2 protein-coding genes and 1 pseudogene are annotated in these 4,132 nt (G+C 51.6%); all 3 read right to left on the reverse strand.

The genetic code is table 11. The features are described from left to right. Positions 1-904: 904 nt before the first annotated feature. Positions 905-2,212: a hypothetical protein gene (locus tag G3N58_RS33425; protein ID WP_206001324.1), complete on the reverse strand. Its 1,308-nt coding sequence runs from the start codon at positions 2,210-2,212 to the stop codon at positions 905-907. Beyond that, positions 2,209-2,520 carry a hypothetical protein gene (locus G3N58_RS33430; RefSeq protein ID WP_167037914.1) on the reverse strand — a complete coding sequence of 104 codons (312 nt, stop codon included), beginning with the start codon at positions 2,518-2,520 and terminating at the stop codon, positions 2,209-2,211. Before G3N58_RS33430 ends, G3N58_RS33425 begins: the two co-directional genes overlap by 4 nt. A gap of 250 nt (positions 2,521-2,770) precedes the next feature. Continuing rightward, a pseudogene (locus G3N58_RS33435) lies at positions 2,771-3,981 on the reverse strand (IS3 family transposase). Between the last annotated feature and the right edge of the window lie 151 nt (positions 3,982-4,132).

Genomic DNA, 4,132 nt, shown 5'->3' on the forward strand with positions numbered 1-4,132 from the left:
TCCGCACCTCGTCAAAAAATGCAGGAATTACGCGTTAATATGCCTGCTTCCTGCAATTCCCTCAACCCCATTCAGAGCGCAAAGCCTTGCACCATAAGGCTTCGAGGATTGTTCAGGCTCGACTAATCAGTCAACGTCAGTTTGGTCTCAGACAGCGCGACCTCTCGTTGCCAATGGCTGTGATCGAAGTGCAACGGCCAGTCGCTCCCGGTCCTCGCCGACGCGTCGTAGGCCGACGTTCGACGAGGTTCTTTTGGACGCCAGCAATGTGGCGGGTGTTGACCGTGCAGGCGTCGCGCAGTGGGGACGGGCGTTTCCTGCATCCGCCAACTCACAGTTTCGACTCTGAGCGGACAACGATTTGACCTCACTGCCCGGCAGCTTCGAGACGATTTTGTTGATAAACTCTTCACAGAAGGGTTCAGCCGGTGTTTCAGGGGTCCTCTTACCCTCGACCGATAATTACGAGCGGTTTGTAGCGCGATCTCAGAGGTCGATTTTTAGCCAACTGGCTTCGTTTCCAACGAAAACTAGTTTTTCAACAGAATCAGACCACAGCGGCCATTCGCGCGAATGGATCGTCGATGAACAGATGCTTCGGGTCGGATTCGAGCGCCGGACGGCAAGTTTGAAAACTCATCTACCGTTCGACCGATCACCTTGACGGATAAGTGAGACGCAGAAATAGGACACGCTAGCGCACGACGGGGCATCTCGTCGCGAATTTCCACTGTTTCGGTATTCGCAAAGATGCTGCTCTGATGCGTCAAAACAACCGCCGGGGATTCGAATACAGTCGCTTCTCGTGTGACTGTTGAGGCTCATTCGTGCCCGCGATATAGCTCATCAAACTTGTCTATCGCTCTTCTTAGCGATCGCGCAGTAAATTATTGGATAAATAGAATTAAGAATTCCATTCTGGCACCCAGACGGGGGAGATTTTATTTCCGTCAGCGAGCATATTTCTGAAAATTGATATTGAATAATAGGTTAACGACTTAATTACGTAATCGTACTTCAAACCCAAAAAATGTGATAAGGACGTTTCAGTTGCCCCAGATTTCGCAAAAAGCACTTGTCGATACTGCCGAATGACCTCCCTCCGCCTGATCGGCGAAGGATGGGAATCATACCTTTCACAGACAGAGAACCCAGCAGCTGCTTCGATAAAAATATATAACATATCATACAAAGAAAAAAATACATCTGGCGCACTGAGCATTATTGCACTGTTCGTATCTCCGAACCATCCATCCCGACCTTCCTTGGCCACGATATTCCATAGTAATGTCAAGCCGAGAATATCCGCCGCCAGCTCGTCGTCGGAAGCCGGGATAATAAGATCGGTTTCATGGCCATCGATCACTACCTCTTCTTGCTTTTCGCTCCGCGTTAAATCGCCGTGGAAAATATGCGCTATTTCATGGCCGACCAAGAATGTTTCCATGCCCTGTAGCAGCGTCCCTCCAGGAACTACGGTGAACTCGTTGCTTGGAATAAACCCCGTTCCGCTCAATGTTCCATTGAACACCAGTGCCGCAACAGTCGTAACAAATATGGCGCCGATATCTGCGCTTTCTCTTACGGTTTTGTCGACCAGGCCAGCTAGCTTTTGTGTCGCATCGGAAGCAGTGGCTTGATCAGAGGAAAGCGCTTGGTTGGCGATCTTATCGTACGCCTCCACGGGCATCCTCATGCAAATTTCAATCACTATTTTCGACATCTTATGCAAAAATAACGGCATGCCTTCTTGAAAAGCCATTACCGGCCGCCGATCAATGGGAGTGAGAAAGGCACATGCATTTGGAATCGGAACTGGCAGGAAACAAAAGTCTAAGTAATTCTCAGCCGATCCGAGAAATGCATTATTTTTAACAATAATTTCTATTATTCGTGTGAAAACCGCGTGAAGCTCTGGATCACCCAAGGACCAATCGGTAAGCTCATCAATATTTTCCTCTACATGTTTGCGATAAGCAGATAATAGTTTTTTAAATGAGTTTTTATATTTTAATGTAACGCTCGCACCGAGTGATCGTAGATGGTATTTTCCTGTGTAACTGTGAGCACCTAATTGCTTCGCAGTGGTTCTATCAATGTTTTCCAAAACGGCTTTTTTGTCAGATGTAACAATCTCATAATAGTCTCGATATTTAGGGTCATTTTTGTACCACGCAACCAATTCCAACAGGAACTCTCTGGCATCACTCATTGCGATTTCTTCTTCGGTATCAAGGTCACCTGGATCGTCGACTGGATCGACGAACCGCCTTTCAGAAGAGAAAGTAATGCGATTTCGCCGGTTGCAGTGATGGCTAGAGAAAGAGTTATCTTTTCAATTTCAACGGAGGACAGATTTTCAGATGCGAGTATCAAAGGATCTGATATCTCCTTGATCGCCTGATTGATTCGTCTGCCCAGTTCACCCGCGTCGATATTAATTAGACTTGGAGGAAGAGAAATTCCTCCTGGTAAAGCCGACCTTACATCTTGTGAACCGCCATCAACAATAACCTTCATAACGCAAGCCTCACGATTGAAACAAACGTTATAGAGCCATCTAAGACAAAATTGCTAGCTTCGGAGTTGGTCGTGACGCGACGAGGAGTCAATCGCCAACGTTTCGCTGTACGCTTGCCGTGCGATCGACTGGCCGACGCGCTTGCTATAAAGACACACTAGAGCAAATTCTCTCGCGGCTATGTGGTCAACCTCACATTTACTTGGCGGGCCGCACCCTGGATTTGCCCCTGTACCTCCGGACACCGCCTCACACTTGAGTTGATGAATCGGTCCTGCGCCTGAACTCGCGTGGCGAGCGGTACTTCAGCGCGCTGTGAGGATGATGTTCGTTATAGTGGTCAAACGCGACGGCAAGATTGCGCGCCGCAGTCGCTGCATCGGGCTTCGGCATGAAGGCGACATAGTCACGCTTCATCGTCTTTACGAAGCGCTCCGCCATTCCGTTACTTTGCGGGCTGCAGACCGGTGTGGTCAACGGCTTTAGCCCGATGGACGACGCGAAGCTTCTGGTCCTGTGCGCCGTGTAGCCTGAGCCGTTATCTGTCAGCCACTCGATTTCAGCCGGCGTCTTCAAGACATTTCCAAATCGGTTCTCGACGGCTGCGAGCATTACATCGCGCACCACATCGCCACTGTGACCGCCTGTCGTCGCCGCCCAGCTCATCGCTTCACGGTCACCGCAGTCCAGAGCGAACGTCACGCGCAATGGCTCACCGTTGTCGCAGCGAAACTCAAAGCCATCAGAACACCAGCGCTGGTTGCTCTTCGCGACCGCGACCTTGCCATCGTGCCGACGCTGCGGCCGTGGTGGCGAAGGTCTGCGTTGCAGCAGCAAGCTGTGAACGCGCATCACCCGATACACGCGTTTGGCGTTCACTGGAGCGATACCCCGGCGCTCCCTTTCACGGCGCAACATGCCCCAGACCCGGCGATATCCGTAGCTCGGCAGGTCAGTGACGGTCAGCCGAATCTCTTCGACCAGGCCGGCATCGTCCGTCTGCCTGGCGCTGCGTCCATCCTGCCAGTCATCCGGACGTGCCAGCCTTGCTGCCACGTTTGAGCGCGCTACACCGAGAACGTCGCAGACCTGCTTCACTGCTCGTCCCCCGGCAATGAGGGCGAGCGCGCAATCCATTTTCGCGACTTCGCCACCTCCACCGCCTCACGAAGAATCTCGTTCTCCATGGTTTTCTTTCCCAGCAAGCGCTGCAGTTCCCTGATTTGCTTCAGTGCATCGCTCAACCCGGAAGCGGGCACCACTTCCTCGCCGGCGCTAACTGCTGACAAACTGCCGTCCTGATACAGCTTGCGTCAGTGAAACAGCTGATTCGGATTGACGCCATGCTGGCGTGCAACCATCGAGACCGACTTGCCCGGCTCGAAACTCTCTCTCACCATCGCCAGCTTTTCATCGGCTGACCATCTCCGCTGGCGCTCCGGCCCCGTCAACACTTCCATCACTTCCTGTTTGTTGTTAGTCAGAATCTATGGTCGCCCCCATTTTTGCAATGCTGGGTTCAACGATGTTTCGGGCTTGCTCAAATCTATTCGGCGTCTTCGTTGAGGTTTTTTCCTCAGCGCCACGATGAGAGTCGCGCCTGACGATCCT

It is taken from the genome of Paraburkholderia sp. Ac-20342 (assembly GCF_017104985.1).
Lineage (GTDB): Bacteria > Pseudomonadota > Gammaproteobacteria > Burkholderiales > Burkholderiaceae > Paraburkholderia.

Bases quoted from the DNA above. Each gene is read 5' to 3' on its own strand.
- G3N58_RS33425 (WP_206001324.1), bottom strand. From the start codon at position 2,212: ATGAGTGATGCCAGAGAGTTCCTGTTGGAATTGGTTGCGTGGTACAAA.
- G3N58_RS33430 (WP_167037914.1), bottom strand. From the start codon at position 2,520: ATGAAGGTTATTGTTGATGGCGGTTCACAAGATGTAAGGTCGGCTTTA.